General features: G+C 60.8%; 19 protein-coding genes. 10 read left to right on the forward strand and 9 right to left on the reverse strand.

Going from position 1 to position 22,333, the window contains the following annotated elements; all coding sequences use genetic code 11:
- The 3 genes from H8S34_RS10735 to lepB are packed head-to-tail and all read left to right on the forward strand — an operon-like array spanning position 1 to position 3,958.
- The gene (locus H8S34_RS10735) at positions 1-1,095 is read left to right on the forward strand and encodes a metallophosphoesterase family protein (protein ID WP_101691500.1); all 1,095 of its coding nucleotides are present in this window, start codon (positions 1-3) and stop codon (positions 1,093-1,095) included.
- On the forward strand, positions 1,092-3,353 hold the full coding sequence (locus tag H8S34_RS10740; protein WP_186963979.1) for an ATP-binding protein: 2,262 nt from the start codon (positions 1,092-1,094) through the stop codon (positions 3,351-3,353). Before H8S34_RS10735 ends, H8S34_RS10740 begins: the two co-directional genes overlap by 4 nt.
- The gene (gene lepB / locus H8S34_RS10745) at positions 3,350-3,958 is read left to right on the forward strand and encodes a signal peptidase I (RefSeq protein WP_243207993.1); all 609 of its coding nucleotides are present in this window, start codon (positions 3,350-3,352) and stop codon (positions 3,956-3,958) included. Before H8S34_RS10740 ends, lepB begins: the two co-directional genes overlap by 4 nt.
- 72 nt (positions 3,959-4,030) lie before the next feature.
- Here lepB and H8S34_RS10750 read toward each other — a convergent pair whose 3' ends face one another.
- Positions 4,031-4,684, reverse strand: a complete 654-nt coding sequence (locus tag H8S34_RS10750; RefSeq protein WP_101691497.1) for a TetR/AcrR family transcriptional regulator — start codon at positions 4,682-4,684, stop codon at positions 4,031-4,033.
- Positions 4,685-5,095: 411 nt separating this feature from the next.
- Between H8S34_RS10750 and trxB the strand changes: the two genes are divergently transcribed.
- The 7 genes from trxB (at position 5,096) to H8S34_RS10785 (ending at position 13,133) form a co-directional block, all read left to right on the forward strand.
- Positions 5,096-6,031 (forward strand): thioredoxin-disulfide reductase, encoded by a 936-nt coding sequence (trxB, locus tag H8S34_RS10755; protein ID WP_101691496.1) that lies wholly within the window; start codon positions 5,096-5,098, stop codon positions 6,029-6,031.
- Between the two features lie 50 nt (positions 6,032-6,081).
- Entirely contained in the window at positions 6,082-6,399 is a 318-nt protein-coding gene (trxA, locus tag H8S34_RS10760) for a thioredoxin TrxA (RefSeq protein ID WP_101691495.1), read from the forward strand.
- Positions 6,400-6,462: 63 nt separating this feature from the next.
- Positions 6,463-6,933 (forward strand): glycine/sarcosine/betaine reductase complex selenoprotein A, encoded by a 471-nt coding sequence (grdA, locus tag H8S34_RS10765; RefSeq protein WP_101691494.1) that lies wholly within the window; start codon positions 6,463-6,465, stop codon positions 6,931-6,933.
- Positions 6,934-7,100: 167 nt separating this feature from the next.
- Entirely contained in the window at positions 7,101-8,639 is a 1,539-nt protein-coding gene (gene grdC / locus H8S34_RS10770; protein ID WP_101691493.1) for a glycine/sarcosine/betaine reductase complex component C subunit beta, read from the forward strand.
- Positions 8,640-8,652: 13 nt separating this feature from the next.
- Positions 8,653-9,810, forward strand: a complete 1,158-nt coding sequence (gene grdD / locus H8S34_RS10775) for a glycine/sarcosine/betaine reductase complex component C subunit alpha (RefSeq protein ID WP_101691492.1) — start codon at positions 8,653-8,655, stop codon at positions 9,808-9,810.
- Positions 9,811-10,030: 220 nt separating this feature from the next.
- Positions 10,031-11,890, forward strand: coding sequence for a purple acid phosphatase family protein (locus tag H8S34_RS10780; protein WP_101691491.1), 1,860 nt, complete (start codon positions 10,031-10,033; stop codon positions 11,888-11,890).
- 88 nt (positions 11,891-11,978) lie between these two features.
- Entirely contained in the window at positions 11,979-13,133 is a 1,155-nt protein-coding gene (locus H8S34_RS10785) for a YibE/F family protein (RefSeq protein ID WP_186963980.1), read from the forward strand.
- A 203-nt stretch (positions 13,134-13,336) separates the two neighbouring features.
- On the opposite strand, the gene pyk is transcribed toward H8S34_RS10785, so the two are convergent.
- The 8 genes from pyk to H8S34_RS10825 form a co-directional block, all read right to left on the reverse strand.
- Positions 13,337-14,755 carry a pyruvate kinase gene (gene pyk / locus H8S34_RS10790; protein WP_101691489.1) on the reverse strand — a complete coding sequence of 473 codons (1,419 nt, stop codon included), beginning with the start codon at positions 14,753-14,755 and terminating at the stop codon, positions 13,337-13,339.
- A gap of 180 nt (positions 14,756-14,935) precedes the next feature.
- Positions 14,936-16,150, reverse strand: a complete 1,215-nt coding sequence (locus H8S34_RS10795; RefSeq protein ID WP_101691488.1) for an alginate O-acetyltransferase AlgX-related protein — start codon at positions 16,148-16,150, stop codon at positions 14,936-14,938.
- Between the two features lie 12 nt (positions 16,151-16,162).
- A complete protein-coding gene (locus tag H8S34_RS10800) occupies positions 16,163-17,590 on the reverse strand; it encodes an MBOAT family O-acyltransferase (RefSeq protein WP_186963981.1) in 1,428 nt (475 codons plus the stop codon).
- A 28-nt stretch (positions 17,591-17,618) separates the two neighbouring features.
- Positions 17,619-18,683: an acyltransferase gene (locus H8S34_RS10805; RefSeq protein ID WP_101691486.1), complete on the reverse strand. Its 1,065-nt coding sequence runs from the start codon at positions 18,681-18,683 to the stop codon at positions 17,619-17,621.
- A 3-nt stretch (positions 18,684-18,686) separates the two neighbouring features.
- Positions 18,687-19,055, reverse strand: a complete 369-nt coding sequence (locus H8S34_RS10810; protein WP_186963982.1) for a VOC family protein — start codon at positions 19,053-19,055, stop codon at positions 18,687-18,689.
- 100 nt (positions 19,056-19,155) lie between these two features.
- Positions 19,156-20,025, reverse strand: a complete 870-nt coding sequence (gene sdaAA / locus H8S34_RS10815) for an L-serine ammonia-lyase, iron-sulfur-dependent, subunit alpha (RefSeq protein WP_101691484.1) — start codon at positions 20,023-20,025, stop codon at positions 19,156-19,158.
- A 2-nt stretch (positions 20,026-20,027) separates the two neighbouring features.
- A complete protein-coding gene (gene sdaAB / locus H8S34_RS10820; RefSeq protein ID WP_101691483.1) occupies positions 20,028-20,699 on the reverse strand; it encodes an L-serine ammonia-lyase, iron-sulfur-dependent subunit beta in 672 nt (223 codons plus the stop codon).
- A 62-nt stretch (positions 20,700-20,761) separates the two neighbouring features.
- Entirely contained in the window at positions 20,762-22,057 is a 1,296-nt protein-coding gene (locus tag H8S34_RS10825) for a chloride channel protein (protein ID WP_101691482.1), read from the reverse strand.
- Positions 22,058-22,333: the final 276 nt, after the last annotated feature.

Below are 22,333 nucleotides of genomic sequence, written 5' to 3' on the forward strand. Positions count from 1 at the left end.
ATGCTGAAAGTGATCCACGGGGCGGATTTCCACCTGGACGCCCCTTTCCACGCGCTGCCGCCGGAGAAGGCGGCGGGCCGCCGGGCGGAGCAGCGGGAGCTGCTCTTCCGCCTGGCCGAGCTGGCCAACCGGGAGGGGGCCGATCTGGTCCTCCTGTCGGGGGATCTCTTTGACGGAGCGGAGATCTACGGGGAGACTCTGGAGGCCCTGGAGAAGGCCCTGGGCTCCATTCGGGGACAGGTATTCATTGCCCCCGGCAACCACGATTTCTGGTCGGCCCGCTCCCCCTACGCGGCGCTGGAATGGCCGGAGAATGTCCATATCTTCACCGAGCCGCACCTGGAGACCGTGGAGCTCCCGGAACTGGGATGTACGGTCTACGGTGCGGCCTTTACCGGGGCGCACCGAAGTGACCGGGTGCTGGAGGGATTCCATGCGCCGGAGGACGGGAAGATCCACCTGCTGGTCCTCCACGCCGACGGCACACCCAACAGTACCTACGGCCCCATTACTGAGGAAGATCTGGCCGGGAGCGGGCTGGACTATGCCGCGCTGGGGCACATCCATGCCCGGATCGGCCCCCGCCGCGCCGGAGCCACCGTCTGGGCCTATCCCGGCTGTCCGGAGGGACGGGGTTTTGACGAGCTGGGAGACAAGGGTGTCCTCTGCGGCAGCGTGGAGCAGGGGAATGTACAGATGGATTTTGTGCCGCTGTGTTCCCGACGCTATCTGATCCGGGAGGTGGATGTGACCGCCCGGATGCCGGAGGAGGCCCTGCGGGAGGCCCTTCCGGAGGGGGAGAGCCCGGACTTCTGCCGCATCCTCCTCACTGGAGAGCGGGGCATGGAGGGGCTGGACCTGGAGAAGCTGGAGGCCCTGGCCCGCCCCCACTATTACAGTGTTTCCGTCCGGGATAAGACCCGGATGCGCCAGGACCTGTGGGCCCGGGCAGAGGAGGATACCCTGACCGGGCTCTTCCTGCGCGCCATGCGCCGCCGGCTGGAGGAGGCCCATGACGAGGAGGCCCGGGCCGCTGTGGAGCGGGCAGCCCGCTTTGGCCTGGCCGCACTGGAGAATCGGGAGGAGCCGCAATGAAGATCAAACGAATGACAGCCACCTTTGGGCGGCTTCAGAACGAGACGCTGGAGCTGGGAGAGGGGCTCAACCTGATCCAGGCCCCCAACGAAGCGGGAAAATCCACCTGGTCGGCCTTTATCCGGGCCATGCTCTACGGTATCCCCACCAAGGAGCGGGACCGGCAGGGCTTCATTGCCGAGAAAAACCGCTATCAGCCCTGGAATGGCTCGGCCATGGAGGGGCGCATGGAGATCGAGTGGAACGGGCGTCTCATCACCCTTCTGCGCAGCCAGAACCGCACGGTGCCCTTTGGCAAGTTTGAGGCGGTGGACACCCGGACGGGGGAGCCCATTCCGGAGCTGACGGCGGAAAATGTGGGAGAGACCCTTATCGGGGCGCCCCGGGAGGTCTTTGAGCGCTCGGCCTTTGTGGGACAGGGAGCCACTGCGGTGGACGGCTCTCCGGCGCTGGAAAAGCGCATCTCCGCGCTGGTCTCCTCGGGAGAGGAGGATGTGTCGGGGGCCCAGGTGGAGCGGAAGCTCAAGGACTGGCTCAACCGGCGCAAGCACAACAAGACCGGCTGGATCCCCGAGCTGGAGCAGACCATCACAGAGTTGAACGAGGCCGCCGGGCGGCAGTCCAAGGCCCATCGCACCGCGGAGGAGGCCCTGCTGAGTCTGGACGGGCTCCGGCGGGAGCGGGACACCCTGGCGGTGGAGCTGGCCTATCACAAGGCGGCGGCGGAGCAAAAGAAACGTACTGCCTGGGAGCAGGCCCAGTCAGAGCTCTCTCAGGCCCGTGCGGAGGAGGAGAAGTACCGCGCGGAATTACGCAGGGACGGAATGACCCCCGACCGGGAGGTCCTGCGCCGGACCCAGGAGGAGCTCAACCTGCTGCGCAATGTGGAGCAGAAGCTCAAGCAGGCTGAGCGGGACTATGAGGCGGCCATCCAGGCCGCCAATCAGGCCCGGCAGGAGGCCTCCGACCCCCTCTTTGCGGGGATGTCGCCCCAGGAGGCATGGGACAAAGCCAATCTGGACGCCGACGAGGTGGATCTGGAGGAGCCGGCCTCCGGGGGAACCCTTGCGGCGGGGCTTCTGCTGCTGGCCGGAGCCCTTGCAACGGCTGCCGCAGGGGTATTGCTGACCCCCTTTGCCTTCCTGGGCACGGCGCTGCTGCTCGTGGGGGGGATCATTCTGCTGGTCCAGAATGTCCGGCTCAAGCGGCAGGCTGCCACCATCCAGGAGGAGCGGGAAGAGATCCTCACCTGGTACGGCGTGGAGGATTCGGAGGAAATCCTGGCCCTGGCGCGGGAATACCGTGCCGGGTGGGAGAGCGCCCATGAGGCGGAGCGGGAGCGGCAGAATGCCGAGCAGACGCTCATTGATCTGAAAAATGAGCGGGAGCGCCTGCGGGCCCAGGTCCTGCCGCTGGTGCAGGGATTTGCGCCTGGGGCGAAGGACGCCTTTACCCTCTCGGCGGCCATCTCCAAGGCCCTCTTCCTCCAGGAGAAGCTGGAACAGGCGGCCATCCGGCGGGAGGGTGCGGAAAAATTGGTCCAGCGCCTGCCCGCTCCCCAGGAGGTCCCGGAAGCGGTCCCCGATGTGGAGCCCCGATATGACGGCACCTATACCGCCGTGCGGCTGAGCGCGGTGGAGGGCGAGATCGGGCGGCTCAACAGCGTGCTGGCCATGGCCCAGGGAGAGCTCAAGACCCTGGGCGATCCTGCCCAGACCCAGGCAGATCTGGAGCGGGCCCAGGAGACGCTGGCCCTGCGCCGGCAGGAGTATGAGGCCATCACTCTGGCCCTGGAGGGACTGGAGGAGGCCAACCGCTCCATGCAGGCGCGCTTTGCCCCCGCCCTCAACGAGCGCGCCGGGGAGCTGATGGAACGCCTGACCGGCGGCCGCTATGACCGGGTGACCCTCACCCGGGAATTTGAGGCCATGGCGGAGGAGCGGGATGGGATGCTGCCCCGGCGGGTGCTCTCCCTCTCCCGGGGAACGGCCGATCAGCTCTACCTGGCGGTACGCCTGGCGGTGTGTGAGCTGGCGCTGCCCGATGCCAATGCCGCGCCCCTGGTGCTGGACGACGCGCTGGCCAACTTTGATGACGGCCGGATGAAGCTGGCCCTGGATGTGCTCCGCTCTCTGGGCAGAGAGCGGCAGATCCTTCTCTTTACCTGCCACAGCCGGGAGGGAAATTATCTCTCCGACGCCTACGACGTCCAGCATATTCCCTTGTCTTCGCGGGGCGAAGGGAGTAATCTGGTATGAACGGCGCAGAAGGAGGGGAGGCCATGATGAACCAGGCTGGCCAGGAGGAGGGGCTGACCAATGGTCAGGCACTTCGGCTGGACCTGTATTTCTGGCTCCAGGCGCTGGTCATGGCGCTCATTGCCCTGATTTTGGTCTTTACCTTTGTGGGCCGGGTCGTGGGCGTGGACGGCAGCTCCATGGAGCCCACCCTCCGGGACGGAGATATGGTCCTGCTCCAGAGTATCGGCTATCAGCCCCGGCAGCACGATGTGGTGGTGCTGACAAAGCCCTTTGGAAAGGTCAACGGTCCCATTGTCAAACGAGTCATTGCGGTGGGCGGACAGCATGTAGCCATCGACTACGATGCCGGTACGGTCACGGTGGACGGGGAGATCCTGGAGGAGCCCTATCTCAATGAGGCGATGGAGCGCCCGCCCGAGGGATCCCTGCGCACCATCACAGAGGTCACGGTCCCCGAGGGGAGTATTTTTGTGATGGGGGACAACCGCAATCACTCCGATGACAGCCGCAATGAGCTGCTGGGCGTAGTGGATGAGCGGTATGTTCTGGGGCGGGTTATCGCAGTGGTGCTGCCCCTGTCCGACTTCGGTCTATTGGAATAGAAATCAAAAAGATGCGCCCGTCGGCCTTGGCCGGCGGGCGCATCTTGGCGCATAGGGACAGGATCAGCAACATCAGCGGCGGAGGATCACATGGATGTAGCTGAGCTGCCGCTCAATCAGGGTCTGGTTATCCAGGGCGTCACCCATCTGGATCTTCTGGGTGAGCAGCTCCTTGAAGCAGTAGAGAATGATCTCATTCATGGACTCCCGCTCCTCCAGCGAGAGGGAGGCCCCCTCCAGAACGGGCTGGAGCATCTGCCAGTTGCGCTCCACCAGAGAGCCGCAGGTGAGCATCTCCAGCACGCTGTCATCCAGTTCGCCCAACTCCTCCGGGAAGACCTCGTAATAGGCGTGGATGATTTCGGTGAGCTCTCCGCTGTACTTTCCATAAAAGAGGTTATAATAGGCGTGGGGATGGCGGAATGCCGAGGCGCAGAAAAAGCGCCACATGAACAGAAAACGCTGGAAGGCATCCTGCTCGTCGGCCAGATAGCGGGCCAGGTTCCGGTTGTAATCCTCAAAATATTTCATTGAGGCGTAGACCGTCAGATGGTCCAGGTCCTTGAAGTAGTTGTAGAGCGTGGCGCTGTTGTAGCCCGCCCGCTTGGCTACCCGGCGCAGGGTGAGGGATTCCATACCCTCATTTTCCATTAACTCGCTGGCCGCATTGATAAAACAGGCGAAAATTTGATTGCGCTGTTCGGCCCGGTAAGGGGGTCTTGCCATGATAATGCCTCCTTAAAGTTCACCAGTGGCGCACAAAATTGCGCATGGTATCGTTCTGCCTTGATGGGATAGAAAATGAACTTATAAGTATGATTCCGGAGAGCGGAGCACTTTCCAATTCATTATACCGCGCCAATCAAATATAATCAAGATGATTATTCATTTATTTTTTTAATAACCGCGATTTAAAAGGGGTTTTTGCCATTGGGGGCAAAAAAATAGCTCTTGACTTTCTTGAAAAAGCATTATAAAATCACGCTGAAAGAATTGATCGTTTCAATAAAATGCGTGATGGGGAAAGAAACATTTTTAGGCATTTTACTTAAGTAGAGTGATGCCTTCTTGTGCGCCGTCCACACACGTTTATGTCCCGCAGGATCCAAAATGGAAGTTTGTAGGAGGCATCATACCATGGATAAGATTTATGACGTGATCGTTCTGGGTGCCGGCCCCGCCGGCCTGGCCGCCGGTCTGTACGCCGGTCGCAGCCGTCTGAGCACTCTCATTATTGAGAAGGGCAAGGATGGCGGTCAGATCGCCATCACCGATGAGATTGAGAACTATCCCGGCCAGATGGTCGAGGGTGAGAGCGGCCCCAGCCTGATCGCCCGTATGACCGAGCAGGCCAAGAAGTTCGGCGCTGAGCGCGCCAACGACACCATTCTCAGCGTGGAGCTGGAGGGCGATGTGAAGGTCCTCAAGAGCGCCAAGAATGAGTATCGTGCCAAGGCCGTCATCGTGGCCACCGGCGCGTTCCCCAAGCCCATCGGCTGTGAGAACGAGGCCAAGTTTATCGGTAAGGGCATCTCCTTCTGCGCCACCTGTGACGCTGCCTTCTTTGAGGACTTTGAGGTCTTCGTGGTGGGCGGCGGCGACTCTGCCGTGGAAGAGGCCATGTACCTGACCAAGTTTGCCCGCAAGGTCACCATCATCCATCGCCGCGACGAGCTGCGTGCCGCCAAGAGCATCCAGGAGAAGGCCTTTGCCAATCCCAAGCTCCACTTCCTGTGGGACACCGTGGTGCAGTCCGTGGACGGCGACGAGCTGCTGAGCAAGATGGTCGTGAAGAACGTCAAGACCGGCGAGCTCACCACCATCGAGGCCGATCCCGAGGACGGCCTGTTCGGTGTGTTCGGCTTCATCGGCTACAACCCCAACTCCAAGCTGTTTGACGGCATCCTGGAGATGGAGAACGGCTACATCAAGACCGACGACAACATGCACACCAACATCCCCGGCGTCTTCGCCGCCGGCGACATCCGTGTCAAGAGCCTGCGCCAGGTGGTCACCGCCGCTGCGGACGGCGCTATCGCCGCCATGCAGGCTGAGAAGTTCATCAACGAGTAAATGAACGGCGCGGCAGCCGCCGCACCGAACAATGAAAGGGGTATATTACCATGCTGGAACTGACTAAGGAAACCTTCGAGGAAGAAGTGCTGAAGGCCGAGGGCAAGGTCCTCGTTGACTTTTACGGCGACGGCTGCGTGCCCTGCCAGGCTCTGATGCCCCACGTGCATGAGCTGGCCGAGCAGTATGGCGACAAGATCAAGTTCTGCGCCCTGAACACCACCAAGGCCCGCCGTCTGGCCATTGCCCAGAAGGTGCTGGGTCTGCCCGTGATCGCCATCTACGAGAACGGCGCTCAAATCGCTTCCTGCGTGAAGGAAGAGGCTACTCCCGAGGCTGTCAAGGCCATGGTCGAGGCCAACATCTAATTTTCTTGTGTAGTATGGGCATCCGCCCTTGCTATAAATCTACAAAGGAAGGAGAGAAACACCATGGGAATGCTGGAAGGCAAGAAGGCCATCATCATTGGTGACCGCGACGGTATCCCCGGTCCTGCCATCGCCGAGTGCGTGAAGACCGCCGGTGCTGAGGTCGTGTTCAGCTCCACCGAGTGCTTTGTGTGAACCAGCGCTGGTGCAATGGATCTGGAGAATCAGAAGCGGGTTAAGGACTTCTCCGAGGAATTCGGCCCCGAGAACGTTATCGTTATTCTGGGCGCTTCCGAGGCGGAGGCCTCCGGTCTGGCGGCTGAGACCGTCACCGCAGGCGACCCCACTTTCGCCGGTCCGTTGACTGGAGTCTCGTTGGGACTCAAGGTTTATCATGTGTGCGAGCCCGAGATCAAAGATGAAGTTGATCCCGCCGTATACGATGAGCAGGTCAGCATGATGGAAATGGTTCTGGACGTGGATGAGATCATCAATGAGATGAAGTCCATCCGTGATCAGTACTGCAAGTACTAATTGCGCTGTGAACACAAAAGTGGTGGTAGGACGCGGCGCGCCCTGTCACCACTTTTGTCGTTATTCCGGCAGTTTCCGGGTATCTCTTATCCCGAAACGCAAACGACGTATCCCCGCGCGAAACGATGCGCATTATTACAGCCATAGATGGAAAGGCGGTTATTCACATGAACAGTGTTGTCAAGGGAACCGGCTATATCCTGGTTCATACTCCCGACATGGTGATCCACAACGGCACCACCCAGACCACCGAGCGCGTGGTCAATCCTGAGAGCGAGTACCTCAAGGAGCTGCCCAGCCACCTGCGCAGCTTCCAGGATGTGCTGGCCTACTGGCCCAACCAGACCTATATCGGCAATGTGACCCCCGCTCAGCTGGCTGAGCAGGGCACCTCCTGGGTGGACATGAAGTGCTCCGTTACCGATCGCCACGGCAAGTACGGCGAGATCATGCCCCAGGCCGAGTTCCTGCTGCTGATGCAGATCTGTGACTGCTTTGACGTGGTCAAGCTGGAGAAGGCTTTTGTGGCCGAGCACAAGGCTGCCATCGCCGAGCATCCCCTCTTTGACGAGGAGATGGTGGGCCGCCTGAACGAGGGCGTGGAGATCAGCGAGATTGAGCATCTGGTGAACGAGGAGCACGCTGAGGGCCTGTACCACAACAACAAGCTGGTGGGATGTGTCAAGCGCGCCCACGACATCGACGTGAACCTGTCCGCCCATGTCATGCACGAGAACCTGGTGTCCAAGGCCTCCAGCGTGCTGGCTCTGCTGCATGCCGTGAAGAACGCCGGCATCGACAAGTCCGAGGTCGAGTACGTCATCGACTGCTGTGAGGAGGCCTGCGGCGACATGAACCAGCGCGGTGGCGGCAACTTTGCCAAGGCGGCTGCTGAGATCGCCGGCCTGCCCAACGCCACCGGTTCCGATACCCGCGGCTTCTGCGCCGGTCCTGCTCACGCCATTGTGGAGGCCGCCTCTCTGGTCAAGGCCGGCACCTACAAGACCGTTATCGTCACCGCCGGCGGCTGCACCGCTAAGCTGGGCATGAACGGTAAGGACCACGTCAAGAAGGGCCTGCCCATCCTGGAGGACATGCTGGGCGGCTTCGCCGTGGTCATCTCCCAGAACGACGGCGTGAACCCCGAGATCGACCTGTCCATCCTGGGCCGCCACACCGTGGGCACCGGTTCCGCTCCTCAGGCCGTCATCGGCTCTCTGGTGGCCGATCCTCTGGCCCGCGCCGGTCTGAAGATCACCGACATCGACAAGTACTCCCCCGAGATGCAGAACCCCGACATCACCAAGCCCGCCGGCGCCGGTGATGTGCCTCTGGCCAACTACAAGATGATCGCCGCTCTGGCGGTCAAGAACGGCGACCTGGACAAGAAGGCCATGCCCGAGTTCCTGACCAAGCACGGTCTGGTGGGCTGGGCTCCCACCCAGGGCCACATCCCCTCCGGCGTGCCCTTCATCGGCCCCGCCCGCGACGAGATGCTCGCCGGCGAGCTGAACACCGCCATGATCATCGGCAAGGGCTCCCTGTTCCTGGGCCGCATGACCAACCTCTTCGACGGCGTGTCCTTCGTCATCCGCAAAAACAGCGGTGAAGTGGAAGAGGGCGGCGTCTCCACCGAGAAGGTGAAGAAGCTCATCGCCGAGTCCTTCCGTCAGTTCGCCGCCACTCTGGCTGTGGACGACGAGTAAGGAGGGAGACGCAATGGCTGACAAGACGAAAAAGCTGATTGCCGACACCTTCCTGGCCATCGCCGAGGGCCTGGAGACCGGCACGTTCGGCGCCAAGCCCAAGATCGCCGTCACCGCCATGGGCAGTGAGCACGGCGAAGAGACCGTGATGGAGGGCGCCGTCAAGGCCGCCCGCGCCGGCGCCGATGTGTATTTCATCGGAACCATCACCCATCCTGAGGTCACCACCGTTCCCGTGGCCGACGAGGACGAGGCCCACAAGAAGATGGAAGAGCTGCTGGAGACCGGCGCCGTGGACGGCGCTGTGACCATGCACTATCCCTTCCCCATCGGTGTGTCCACCGTGGGCCGCGCCGTCACCCCCGGCAAGGGCCATGAGATGTTCATCGCCAACACCACCGGCACCTCCTCCACCGACCGGATCGAGGGCATGATCAAGAATGCCATCTATGGCATCATCGCTGCCAAGGCCTGCGGCGTGGCTGACCCCACCGTGGGTATCCTGAACGTGGACGGCGCCCGTCAGACCGAGGGTGCCCTCAAGACCCTGAAGGAGAACGGCTACCCCATCACCTTTGCCGAGTCTGCCCGTGCTGATGGCGGCTGCGTGATGCGCGGCAACGACGTGCTCATGGGTTCCGCCGACGTGATGGTCACCGACTCCCTCACCGGCAACATCCTCTCCAAGATGCTCTCCTCCGCCTGCACCGGCGGCAGCTACGAGGCCGTGGGCTACGGCTACGGCCCCGGCATCGGCAAGGGCTATGACCGTCTGGTCATGATTATCTCCCGTGCCTCCGGCGCTCCCGTGATCGCCGGAGCCATCAACTACGCCGCCCAGCTGGTGCGGGGCAAGGTGTTCGAGGTGGCTGCCGCTGAGTTCGCCGCCGCCGAGAAGGCCGGCCTGGAGAAGCTCCTGGCTGAGCGCAAGGCCGCTGCCAACAAGTCCGCCGCTCCCGCGGAGGACGTTGTGGCTCCTCCCAAGGAGATCGTCACCGCCCAGATCCCCGGCATCGAGGTCATGGACCTAGAGGATGCTGTGAAGGCTCTGTGGAAGGAGAAGATCTACGCCGAGGACGGCATGGGCTGCACTGGTCCCATCGTCCGCGTGTCCGAGGCCAACAAGGACCGCGCCGTGGAGATCCTCAAGGCCGCCGGCTTCGTGTCCTGAATTTAATTGCATAGTTTATTCACAGATTGAGGGATTCCAACCGACCCCTGGGCGTAAATGCCTAGGGGTCGGTTTTTGTTTCTAAGAAATGAAAAAACTGTGTAAAATACGTGAAAAGATTCTGAAACTATTCTTGAAAAGGTGAAAATGGGGTGCTATACTGCCAATTGCAGTTGCAAAATAAGCTGTATATTTGAGAAAAGAAGGAAGTAATCTGGACATGAATATGAGCAAAAAGGTCCTGGCCGGCGTCCTGACCGGCTCTCTTCTGATGGGGGCGGCCCCTCTGGCCCTGGCCTCTCCCTACAATGACTCCAGCGTGACCGGCGGCAGCGAGGCCTGGAACGCATGGGTCGCCCAGTGGGACGCCGTCGCCACCGATTACACCAAGGTCTCCCTGACCCCCGGCGCCGATGAGACCGAGCTGAACTTCGCCTGGTACAGCAAGGTGGAGGACGGCAAAGCCGCCACTCCCGTGGTCCATTTTGGCACCGACAAGGAGAATCTGAAGACCTTTACCGGTACGGCGGATGCGGTGGACACCGCGCTCACCGACGGCGTGGCCTACCAGTACAACCATGTCACCGTCACCGGGCTTCAGGCCAACAGCACCTATTACTACACCGTGGAGCGCAATGGCGTCCAGTCCGACGTGGTTACCTATCAGACCCAGGACTTCTCCACCTTGAAGATTCTCTATGTGGGCGATCCCCAGGTGGGCGCCTCCAAGGGTCAGACCCAGGGAGATGTGACGCTCACTGCCGACTCCGGTGTGGGTAATTTGGCGGCCCGCAATGACAGCTTTGCCTGGGACCGTACCCTGGATATTGCCACTGCCCAGAACCCTGACCTCAACTTCATCATCTCCGCCGGCGACCAGGTCAACAAGACCGGTAAGGCCAAGGAGGAGGAGTACGCCGGCTACCTGAGCGCCAGCGCTCTGGCCAGCCTGCCTGTGGCGACCACCATCGGCAACCATGATTCTCTGAACGCCGACTATATGTACCATTTCAATAACCCCAACACCACGGAGTATGGTAAGACGCAGGCCGGCGGCGACTACTACTATTCTTACGGTGCGGGTCTGTTCATCGTCCTCAACACCAATAACTACAACGTGGCCGAGCACGAGAAGGCCATCCAGGAGGCGATCGCCTCTAACCCTGATGCCAAGTGGCGCATCGTGACCATCCACCAGGACATCTATGGCTCCGGCCTGGATCACTCCGACACGGATGGCATGATCCTGCGCACCCAGCTGACCCCCATCTTCGATGAGTACGACATCGACGTGGTGCTCCAGGGCCATGACCATACCTACAGCCGTACCAAGATGCTCTACGGTGACGGTCAGACCCATGGCACTTACGAGTTCCGTCTGAACGACGAGGGCACCGACTACGATTGGGACAACGCCTACAACACCCAGACTGACGAGAAGATCCCCCTGTACCCCGAGGAGGGTGACACCACCGGTACCGCCGCTCACGATGCCTTCCAGGCCGACAATGGCTGCTATACCATTGAGAGCACCAGCGGCAACACCGTGACGAACCCCAAGGGAATCCTCTACATGACCGCGAACTCGGCCTCTGGCTCGAAGTTCTATGAGCTCATTGCCTCCCAGCAGGACTATGTGGCCGAGCGTAGCCAGAACTGGCTGCCCAGCTATTCCGTCATTTCCCTGAGTGAGGACACCTTCACCATCGATACTTACCAGATCACCAACGACGGCAAGACGGAGAAGATCGACGATACCTTCACCATCCGCAAGACTGCGGACGGCGTGTCCGCCGCCACTCTGGATGTGGAGGGAGAGACCTACTACCGCCTGCGCGACGTGGCTGCCTCTGTTTCCGGCACCGACAACCAGTTTGATGTACAGTGGGACAACGGCGTGGTCGTCAATACCGGTAAGGCCTACACCGGCGCTGTGCCCACCGGGACCCCCGCTTCCGGCGCTGCTTCTGCGCTGAATATTACGGTGGACGGCAAGGCCGTCTCCACCAACGCCGTGCTGGCCGAGGGCAACTACTACGTGTCTGCGTCCTTCCTGGCGACTCTGGGTGTAAACCTGTAAAAAACGCCAAGCCCTGAACCAACCGACAGACAGCGGCCTCCGCGCCTGGTGCGCGGAGGCCGCTGTGCTACAAGAACGGAGTTTTGCCATGAAACAGAGAACCTTTTCCCACTTCCTGCTCCGCTGGGGCGTGCCACTTCTCCTTTTGGCAGTCTTTGTGGCTTTTGTTGTATCGATCAACCGGGTAGACAAAGTGCCGCTGGTCTCCCGGGAGGGCCAGACCTTTGAGAAGGGTGTGGTCACCCAGATTCTCCAGGATAATCTCATGCCTGACGGCAGCCGGGTGGGCGAACAGCGTGTGATGGTGCGCATGACGACCGGCGTCCGGGCTGGACAGGAGCTGGAGACAACCAGTTCTTCCGGCTATCTCTTCGGCGCGGGTTGCACCGTAGGTATGAAAGTGGTGGTCCTGCAGAGTGTGGCAGGGGAGTCCACCATTACCAGTGTGTACAGCCAGGATCGCGAGGGGGTCCTGTACCTCTTTGCCGCCCTCTATCTGGTGGTGCTGGTGCTGGTTGGCGGGAAACAGGGCCTCAAGGGCGCTCTGGGGCTGATTTTCACCTTTTTGTGTATCCTCTTTTTCTACTTGCCCCTGGTATACAGAGGATATTCCCCCTTCTGGGTGTCGGTGGGGCTGTGCGTGGTGACCACCGTGGTGACCATGTATCTGATCGGAGGACCCACCAAAAAAACACTGGTAGCCACCGGTGGTACGGTAGCCGGGGTGGTCATCGCAGGGGTGGCGGCCACATGCTTCAGCTGGGCCAGCGGCATCAGCGGCTGGAACGTGTCCGACATTGAGAGTCTCCTTACCCTCTGGAATGTGAACGGCATTCAAGTGGGAGGGCTTCTCTTCTCGGGGCTTCTCATTTCCAGTTTGGGGGCGGTAATGGATGTGGCTATGTCTATTGCCAGTGCGATTTCCGAGATCCATCAACAAAATCCCTCCCTGTCCAAACGGGCACTTTTTAAGGCTGGGATGCATGTGGGGCGGGATATGATGGGCACGGACTCCAACACGTTGATTTTGGCCTTTGCGGGCGGCAGCGTATCGATGCTGCTGCTGGACTATGCCTATGATCTGCCCTATCAGCAAATCATAAATTCCAACAACATTGGAATCGCTATCATGCAGGGCCTTTCTGGCAGCTTTGGCATCGTACTGAGCGTACCAGTGACGGTGTGTCTGGCAGTGCTCCTCTATACTTGGAAAGAAGAAAAGAGCGGAACGGAGCAGCCGTAAAACAGATCTGATTATATCCCCCGCCCATGTTGGGCGGGGGATATATTTTGGCAGTAGAAAAGGCGGTAACATTAAAAAAATCCCTTAAGAAGGACCCGGGAAAGAATGCAATCGCCTGGGTCCCCTTAAGGGATTTTATTTATATTCAGCTTATAATACGGGCCTGATCCAACCGCTGCCGAACCGGCAGAGGTGATGGATGTTTAGACGGTCTGGGCCTTGATCAGGTTGGTGGAGCCGCTCTTGCCGATGGGCACGCCGGCGGTGATGACCACGGTGTCGCCCTTCTGCACGGCGTCCTCCTTCACGGCCACTTCCACGGCCATGGAGAAGAGGCGGTCGGTGGAGTCCACGTCGCCGGTCAGGTAGGAGTGCACGCCCCAGGAGATGGACAGCTGGCGGCGGGTGCGCTCATTGGGGCACATGGCCAGGATGGGGCAGGCCGGACGGTAGCGGGAGATCACCCGGGCGGTATGGCCGGACTGGGTAGGAGTCAGGATGGCAGTGGCGTCCAGATCCATGGCGGTCAGGCAGCAGGAGTGGGTGATGGCGTCGTTGATGCCCTGAATGCCGGTGAGCACATGGCGCTGACGGAAGCGGTTCCAGTAGTTGATGGAGCCCTCGGCAGCGGTGACGGTGTCGATCATGGTCTGGAGGGCCTCCACGGGGTATTTACCGGAGGCGGTCTCACCGGAGAGCATCACGCAGGAGGTGCCGTCAAACACGGCGTTGGCCACGTCGGAGACCTCGGCGCGGGTGGGACGGGGATTGCGAATCATGGAATCCAGCATCTGGGTGGCAGTGATGACGGGCTTGCCCTGGCGGATGGTGGCCTTGATCATCTTCTTCTGGAGGATGGGCACCTCGTGGGCGGGGATCTCCACGCCCAGGTCGCCGCGGGCCACCATGATGCCGTCGGAGGCCGCAATGATCTCCTCCAGGTTGTCCACGCCCTCCCGGTTCTCAATCTTGGAGATGATGCGCACGTGCTCGCCGCCGTACTCCTTCAGGCAGGCACGGATGTCCTCCACGTCGCTGGCCTTCCGCACAAAGGAGGCGGCCACAAAGTCAAAGTCGTTCTCAGCGGCGAACTTCAGGTCGGACTTGTCCTTTTCGGTGAGAGAGGGGAGCAGGATGCTCACATTGGGGATGTTGATGCTCTTGTTGTTGGACAGCGGGCCGCCGTTTTCCACGGTGCAGACGATGTCGTGGCCCTCCACCTTCTCCACCAGCAGCTCGATGAGGCCGTCGTCCACCAGAATGCGGCAGCCGGGGCCCACTTCGTTGTGCAGGTTGGTGTAGGTGACAGAGACACGCTCGGCATTGCCCACGATCTCATCGGTGGTAAGGGTAAAGGTCTGGCCGCGCTCCAGCTGCACGGGATACTGCTCAAAGCTCTTGATGCGGATCTCAGGGCCCTTGGTGTCCAAAATGGTGGCCACGGGGACGCACATCTCGTCCCGGACATGCTTGAGCATATTCAGCTGGGCCAGGTGGCTCTCGTGGGTGCCGTGGGAGAAGTTGAACCGGGCGGCATTCATGCCGGTCTCGATCAGCTTGCGGATCATCTCCGCATTGGAAACGGCGGGGCCGAGGGTGCAGATCACTTTGGTCTTTCTCAAAGCAGTTACCTCCAAACCATGTAAATGGCAGTTCAATTCCAAAAAAACAGTCTATCCATTCTTACTTATCTTGATTATACCTTAGAATACGCGCGCGTGAGAAGCGTCAAAAATCACAAGAAACGGGGGGCGGACGCAGAATACTCCCCACGGCGTGACAAAAGAGAGGGAAAATGTTCCTTAAGTTTCTCCTTGCTGAAATATGAAGAGATCTTGGTTGCCGATAGAGCTCACGCAGTAGAGGGTCAGGACCAGATCTGGGTCGATTTCACGCAGCGTATCCAGCAGATCCCCGTCAAAATAGCGCAGATCAATGGTGGTCAGCTCCGAACAGGAGAGGGCCAGGAAGGGGGCCAGGGCGCAGGAGAAGGACTCCCGCAGCAAAACGATCTTCTTTCCGTCCGGGTTGAGGTGGTTGGTCATAGTGGCGATGCCGTAATCCCCGCCGGAGTAGAGGGTGTAGGGATTGCCGCCAAACCAGTCCCGCTCCGCCACGCGCTCGGGGAACAGGAGGGACTGGGAAAAAGTGCCGGTCCGTTCCTGGGCGAAGGAGGGAGAGGCATAGGTAAAGTTTGTCTCAAAGCGCGGGATATATTCCGTAATATCGTCGGTACCCGCGTAAAGTGTGCCGGTTCGCTTTCCCTGGCTGCCTAAAAAGTAATCCTCATAGACCTTAGTTTCATAATTGGCGGGGTCGGTGTACTCGCTCGGGGTATGGATGCCGTAGTCCTGAGCGAGAATGCCGGTCAGCTCCTGCCAGGCCAGGAAGGCGCCCTCGGGCTTCCAGTGGTGATCGGTGCGGAAGAAGAGGGAGGCATAGTCCTCCTGCTGTGCAAAGAGCGGGCGCAGGTCCCAGGTATCCGTGCCATGGGCCTGGAGACCGGCGAGCAGGCGGTCGGCGTTGTCGTTGGCGTAATCGTAGATACCGGGGGGCAGGAGCGCCTCCTCCTGTCCGTCCTGGATCTTCTGAGGGGCGGCCACATAGAGCAGAGGGATGTCCCACTGCGCCAGGGCGACGTGAAGGTCATTGACAGCCTGGATTTGGGGAGAGACATCCAGCGGCTGAGCATCCGGATAGGAGAAATTCAGCGTTCCGTTGGAGAGCCGGACCACCCGGGCCGCCTGGTTCACATCCTCCAGCATCCGCCGTCCGGACAGACGCTGAAAGCCGCCGTAGAGCTGGATAAAGCCGTGGCTTTGGTCCAGGTCCTCATTGAGGGCGGACTCGGCCTGTTCCACAAATTCCAGCACATAGCCCGGGTCCCGGCGGAGTTTGCCCAATTCCTCGCGCAGGGAGCTCTGGCCGGAGAGAAAGAGAAAGGCAATGTAGCACAGTCCCATGGCCAGCAGGAGAAAGAAGAGGACGGCAGTGATGGTCTCTTTCCGGTGTTTCATAGCGCGTCCTCCTTAGAAGTTGGAATAGATAAAGGGATTATAGGTTCCCTTGACAATGAAGCTGGCCGAAATCACCAGCAGCAGAAGCAGGGCCGCAGAGCAGCACAGATCCCGTGCCAGTGCGGCGCCGCCCTTCCAGTGGGCGGTCCGCGCCCCCAGCCAGGGGAGCAACGGGGCACAGCCCAGGACGGCCGCCAGAAGAATGGGGAGGTTGTCCGTGAGGAAGAGGGAGGCGTAGCCGTCCCACACACCGGCCGCGGGCGTAAACATGGCGTGGAGATAGGGCAGAGCCACGCTCAGCTGTTCTGCCCGGAAAAAGACCCAACCCAGATTGACCAGGAAGAAAGTAAAGAGCCACTGAGTCCACTTGGGCCAGCCGCGGCCCAGGCCGCAGAATTTCTCCAGAAATTGGAGGGCAAAATAGTACAGACCCCACAGCAGGAAGGTCCACGCGGCCCCGTGCCAGATCCCGGTGAGGAGCCACACCACAAAGAGATTGCGGATGTGCTTCCAGCGCCGGTCCACCCGGCTTCCGCCCAGAGGGAAGTAGACATAATCCCGGAACCAGGTGGACAGGGAGATGTGCCACCGATGCCAGAACTCGGTGACCGAGCGGGAGATGTAGGGGTAGTTGAAGTTTTCGAGGAAATGGAAGCCGAACATACGCCCCATGCCGATGGCCATATCGGAGTAGCCCGAGAAATCGTAGTAGATCTGGAGGGTGTAGCAGAGGGAGCCCAGCCAGGCCATCCCGGTGGAGAGGGCGTGGGGGGAGAGGCCGTAGGCAAAGTCGGCTACCACCGCCAACTGGTTTGCCAGGATGACCTTCTTGCCCAGGCCCACCAGGAAGCGGCATACCCCGGCGGAGCAGTCCTCCCAGGTCTCCCGGCGGCTGTCGATCTCTTCCGCCACCGTCTCGTACTTGACGATGGGACCGGCGATGAGCTGGGGGAAGAAGGAGATGTACAGGGCCACTTTCAGCGGATTGCGCTGGACCTGGCCCCGATCCCGGTTCACATCCAGCACATAGCTCATGGCCTGGAAGGTGAAAAAGGAGATGCCGAGGGGGAGCTCGATCACCGGGACGGTGAGGGAGAGCCCCAGCCGTCCCAGCTCGCCCAGCACAAAGGTGAGGTACTTGAAGACAAACATCAGTCCCAGGTTGGAGGCCACCGAGAGGACCACCGATACACGGGTGGACTTTCCACGGCTCTTTTGGGCGTGGACCCACAGGCCGAAGGCATAGTTGACCAGGATAGAGGCCATCATCACCAGGACGAACCAGGGCTCACCCCAGGCGTAGAAGAGAAGGGAGCCCACCAGCAGCAGCAGATTCTGGGCAGGGCGGCTCCACCGGCCCAGCAGGCGGCAGGGACCGTAGTAGCCCAGCAGCATCAGAGGCAGGAAGAGGAAGAGAAAGATGGAACTGGAAAACAGCACGCTTCAGGACTCCTTTTCAGCGAAAATCTCAGGTGATGAACCGCCCCACTGCCGGGATCTTGGACAGGAGCCAGGCCAACACAGCGGCACAGAGGAACACCAGCAGGGACAGCGCGGGCACGGCGGCCACCGGAGCAAAGGAGAGGGTGGAGATGCCGAGGTGGCGCAGCAGCATGATAAACAGATCGTGGCACAGGTAGATACCGAAGGTAATGGCGGAGAGCCCTGCCATCTGCTGGCGGCGGGAGCGCTCGTCACTCATGCCCAGGAGATAGCGGAAGAGCACAAAGACCGCCACGGCCATGGCGCACACCGTGGGAGAGAAATAGCTGTACAGGGTAAAATCCGAACTTCCGCTCCGGAGGGAGAGCCACTCGGTGCCCCATACGGTGACCGCGCCGCCCAGCAGACCCAGCAAATAGAGCAGCAGCTCCGTAATACGGCCCAGGGTGTAGGTTTTCAGATAGTAGCCTAGCACATAGTAGCCCGTGTAGCCCAGTACCAATTCCAGCTGCAGCTTGTCCATCCAGGTGGAGAGGGTCGCGCTGGGACGGATGCGCAGCAGGGTGGGCAGGAGCATGGCAAAGACAAAGACCAGCAGGAAGAAGAAGTGGAAGTCCGAGCGGGAGGCCCCCCGCACGAAGGCGCGCAGGAAGGGGGTGACCAGGTAGAGCCCCACGATCATGGGGAGGAACCAGAGATGATAGTGCAGCTTGCCCCACACCAGCTCCCGCAGGATTTGCATGAGTGCAGAGAGGGTGAGGGGCGTCCCGTTCAGGAACAGGGCAAAGAGCCCATATACCACGCTCCACACCACCAGTGCCACCACGATGCGCAGGATCTGCCGGAAGAAGAGGGAGCGGTAGGAGAGAGACTTCTTGGGATCCAGCAAAAACATCCCGGAGAGCATGACAAAAACCGGGACACACCAGCGGGTCAGGCCATCGTAGACGTTAAAGACCCGCCAGGCGCCGGAGGCCACCGGCACCTCGGAGATCCACCCGCCGGAGAGATGGAGGATCACCACCGCCAGGGTGGCGGCCACACGCAGCAGGTCGGCGTAGACCAGCCGCCCGCCCTCGCCCCGGGCCATGGCTCAGCTCCGCTGGGGGACGATCTCGATCCAGTACCCATCCGGGTCCTCGATGAAATATACCCCCATATCGCGGTTTTCAAAGCAGATGCAGCCCATATCCCAATGGCGCTGGTACATGCCGTCGAAATCGTCGGTGGTAAAGGCCAGATGGAACTCACACTCGCCCAGGTCGTAGGGCTCAGTCCGGCCCTTGACCTCGGTCAGCTCCAGGGTGAAGGAAGAGGAGCCGTCGCCCAGAAAGAGCAGACGGAAGGAACCGTCGGGGCCCTCTTTGGTACGGACGGGACGGAGATCCAGCGCCTTCTCATAGAAGTCCAGAGAGCGGCCCAGATCGAGCACATTGAAGTTGAAGTGGTTGAACTGAAGCATGGGAAACACCTCTTTGCAAAAGTGAAACTGCCCGCTCCCGATGGAGAAAGCGGGCAGTTTATCATATCATATGGGACGCTTCCGCGCAAGGGAAGGGGGGTTATGCCCGGTCCCGACTGCGCATGAATTCGGCCACCCGGCGTCCCGTGGGGGTGGCGGCCAGGCCGCCCTCGCCGGTCTCCCGCAGGGAGGAGGGGAGACTGGCGCCCACGGCGCCCATGGCGTCGATGACCTCATCGCAGGGGATCTGGCTGACCAGACCGGAGAGGGCCATCTCCGCGCAGGAGAGGGCGTTGACCGCGCCCATCACATTGCGCTTGACACAGGGGACCTCCACCAGACCGGCCACGGGATCACAGGCCAGCCCCAGGGTGTTGGCCAGTGCCATGGCACAGGCGTGGGCCATCTGCTCGGGAGAACCGCCCATCAGATAGACGATGGCGGCGGCGGCCATGCCGGAGGCGGAGCCCACCTCGGCCTGACACCCGCCCTCCGCGCCGGAGATGGAGGCGCGGCTGGCGATAACCTGTCCAAAGCCGGCGGCCACATACAGCGCCTCGATAAACCGGTCGTCGGGCAGGTCATAGCGCCGCTTCATGGGCAGAAGGACGGCCGGGAGCACGCCGCAGGAGCCGGCGGTGGGGGCGGCCACGATGCGGCGCATACAGGCGTTGCACTCCCCCATCTTGAGGGCGGTGGCGATGATATCGCGCAGGAAGGGGCTGCACAGGCCCGGGCCATCCCCGTCCAGCCGGGCGCCCTCGCCGCCCACCAGTCCGCTGGCGGAGCGGCGCTCGGGGTCATAGTCCTGCTCGGCGGCCTGCATGGCCTTCCAAAGGGAGGCCATCTTTGCCTTGGAGGACCAGGCCTTGACACTGCGGTCGGCCACATCGTCCTCCAGAATAACCTGCCAGAGGGGCTTTTCCTCCTTCATGGCGATCAGAAGCATGGAATCCACGGAAGTAAACATACTTATTCTCCTCCTCCGCCCACATCCAGGTAGGTCACGCTCTTAATGCCGGGGTAGGCACGGATGCGCTCCACGGTGGCGGGTGTGATGGGTTCATCGCTCTCGATGGTAATAATGGCGTCGCTCCCCCGGGCATTGCGGTAGAGCTGCATGGAGGCAATATTGACGTTGTAGGCCGAGAGGGTATTGCTCACGGCGGCCACCTCGCCTACGCGGTCCTCATTGCGGATAATGAGGGTATTTTTTTCGCCGGAAAAGACGGTGCGGATGCCGTCCACGGAGGAGACCTGAATGCGCCCGCCCCCCAGAGAGGCGGCCACCACCGCGATGCGGTGCAGATCCTGGTCCATGGCACGGATCTGTACAGAATTGGGGTGGGCGTCCTTGAGCACCCCGTGCCGGAAATGGAAGGAAAGACCCGCCTCTTCCGCCAGCTCAAAGCTCTGGGGGATGCGGGGATCGTCGGGCTCCATCCCCAGCAGGCCGGCGATCAGGGCGCGGTCGGTACCGTGACCGCTGCCGGTTGCGGCAAAGGAGCCGTGAAGGGTCAGCTCCGCGCCGATGGGCGCGCTGCCCAGCAGCTTGCGGGCGATCAGGCCGATCCGCACGGCGCCCGCTGTGTGAGAACTGGAGGGCCCCACCATGATGGGTCCCATGATGTCAAAGATCGTCATACCGTCAAAGTGCCTCCTTAGTTTTGGGACGGAGCGTGCCGCCCGACTTCATGCGGGCTGGGTCAGTCCGCTTTTTTATTGATAAATTCCGGCCGGAACTTACTATACACGATTTTTTGTTCCTTATACAGGCCGTAATAACCGGAGAGGGTGTAGGAGATCGCGATGCAAACGGCAAAGAGCCCCATGCTCTGGCCGGTGAACATGGCGCTGCTCCCCTCGCCGAAGAGCTCCAGGGCCATGAGCAGAGAGGTAATGGGGCAGTTGGTCACGCCGCAGAACACACAGACCATACCCAGTCCCGCGCCAAAGGAGGGGGAGAGGCCCAGCAGCGGCGCCACCGTACAGCCGAAGGTGGCGCCGGTGAAGAAGACCGGTACGATTTCTCCGCCCTTGAAGCCGGCTCCCAGGGTCAGCGCGGTGAAGAGCATTTTCAGCAGAAAGGCCTCCGGGCGGGCGTGGCCCTCCACAGCAGCATGGATGATGCTCTCGCCCGCACCGTTATAGTCGAAGGTGAAGGGGTTCCACAGCCAGACCAGCAGCGTGAGGGCAATGACCAGAAAGCCGCCCACCGCCGCCCGCAAAAAGGAATTTGGAAAAAACCGCTGGTAGAGGTGGGGAACCGTATGCATGATGCGGCAAAAGAGAATGGAGAGCAGGGCAAACAGTACGCCCAGGACGATTACCTGAAGAAGTGCCACCGGACTCAGGTCGGGGATGCCGGTCAGTGGGAAGGCGGTGGCCGGAACGTGGAAGAGCTTGGCCACCCACAGGCCCATGATGGAAGAGACTGCACAGGGGACGATGGCCGCGTAATAGAGCACCCCCACGCTGACCACCTCCATGGCAAACATGGCCGCTGTGATGGGGGTGCCGAACAGGGCGGAGAAAGCCGCAGCCATGCCGCACATGGTGATGATACGGCTGTCCTTGTCATCCAGCTTCATCCACTGGCCCACCTTGGAGGAGATGGAGCCGCCGATCTGGAGGATGGCGCCCTCCCGGCCGGAGGAGCCGCCCACCAGGTGGGTGAGGATGGTGGAGAAAAAGACCAGCGGCGCGGTACGCAGACGAAGGGGGACATTTTCCCGTACCGCCACCAGCACAAAGTTGGTGCCCTGGTCCTTTTCCAGGCCGCACAGGCGGTAGAGGGCCACAATACAGATGCCCCCCAGCGGCAGCAATCCGATCAGCCATAGGTGGGTGGTGCGGGCAGACGTCGCCCAGAAAAAGGCATGGTAGAAAGCGGCGCTCACACAGCCTACGATCAGTCCGATCAGGCCGGAAAAGATCAGCCATTTCAGCACACTTGCCGGTTCCGCCACCAGAGCGGAGAGCCGGTTCTTCCAGTCTTCCATGAAACAGACTCCTTTCCTGCGCGGGTGCAGGGAGGCTTCAAATTTGCCGGAATGTGATGCTATACCGCACAGTCTGTCAGTTGCCCTCATTATAACATAGGAGCGGGAGGAAGAAAAAGTTTTTTGCGGTTTTTCGTGGAAATATTCCTCTATTGTGCTATAATGGTACCGATTGAATAGACTGCAGCATAGGTTGCCCACGTGTGAAAGGGCCTATGATTCGATAAAGAGATGTCCTTTCCGAAAGGGGGAGGACCGCAGTCTGTGCAGAGCGTA

The sequence above is a fragment of the Pseudoflavonifractor hominis genome, assembly GCF_014288125.1.
Taxonomy (GTDB): Bacteria; Bacillota; Clostridia; order Oscillospirales; family Oscillospiraceae; genus Pseudoflavonifractor_A; species Pseudoflavonifractor_A gallinarum.